The organism is Arthrobacter sp. 001422645, assembly GCF_059816125.1.
On sequence record NZ_JCBANT010000036.1, the window covers coordinates 1 to 1,064 of the forward strand.

Annotated in this window: 2 protein-coding genes; one reads left to right on the forward strand and one right to left on the reverse strand. The window is 71.2% G+C overall.

Going from position 1 to position 1,064, the window contains the following annotated elements; all coding sequences use genetic code 11:
* The coding region (locus tag AC6EUH_RS18260) for a glycoside hydrolase family 15 protein (RefSeq protein ID WP_499739502.1) at positions 1-885 on the forward strand (885 nt) is incomplete at its 5' end.
* Between the two features lie 33 nt (positions 886-918).
* Here the strand turns inward: AC6EUH_RS18260 and AC6EUH_RS18265 are convergent.
* On the reverse strand, positions 919-1,035 hold the full coding sequence (locus tag AC6EUH_RS18265; RefSeq protein ID WP_499739503.1) for an excalibur calcium-binding domain-containing protein: 117 nt from the start codon (positions 1,033-1,035) through the stop codon (positions 919-921).
* Between the last annotated feature and the right edge of the window lie 29 nt (positions 1,036-1,064).

Sequence of the window (1,064 nt, forward strand, 5' to 3'; positions counted from 1 at the left end):
GCCCACGCCCCCGGCCCGGAGTGGCTGCACCCGCTGTATTCGGTCACGGGCGCGCCGCTGTCCACCGAGGCGATCATCGAAAGCCTGCCCGGTTACGCGGGCTCCCGGCCGGTGCGGATCGGCAACGCCGCGGACCACCAGGTGCAGCTGGACGTCTTCGGCCCGGTCGCCGAACTCATCGATTCCCTCAGCGCGCGGCAGGGGGTCCTGGCCGATGCCCACTGGGAGCTGATGGTCCAGATGGCCTCGGCCGTCCTGGCCCGCTGGCACGAGGCCGACCACGGGATCTGGGAGGCCAGGCGGGCACCGCGGCATCACATCTACACCAAGGTGATGTGCTGGGTGGCGCTGGACCGGGCTCTGCGCACCGCCGCCCGGCACGGCCGGACACCGCTTCCGGAGTGGGAACCGGCGGCCGCGACCATCCGGGAGGAAGTCCTGCGCGAAGGCTGGGACGAGAGCGCCGCCTCCTACACCGTGGCCTACGACAGCCCGGACCTGGACGCGGCCGTGCTGCACATCGGGCTCTCCGGGCTCCTCGACGTTTCAGACCAGCGCTTCCTGGACACCGTCACGGCGGTGGAACGGGAACTGCGGGTGGGTCCCACCGTGTTCCGCTACCGGTACGACGACGGACTCCCGGGCTTGGAGGGCGGCTTCCACATCTGCACGACGTGGCTGATCGAGGCCTACGTCGCGGTGGGCCGGATCGAGGAGGCCTGGGACCTGTTCGACCAGCTGGTCAACCTGTTCGGTCCCACGGGGCTGCTGCCGGAGGAGTACGACCCCGGCACCGAAACCCACCTCGGGAACCACCCGCAGGCGTACTCACACCTGGGCTTCATCCGCTGCGCCCGGCTGCTGGATGCGCTCCCGAAGAATTAGGGCTTCACTGGATCGGGGCCGGGCTCAATACCGCTATTCGCAGGCGACGCCGTCGCGGTCGCCGTCCATCTTTGCGCGGTAGCCCGGCTGGCCGGCCCGCAGCGGCGCGGCACCGGCGGCACGGGCGGCGGCGCAGTTCGCGTAGTACACCGTTGCGGGAGCGGGAGCGGGAGCGGGGG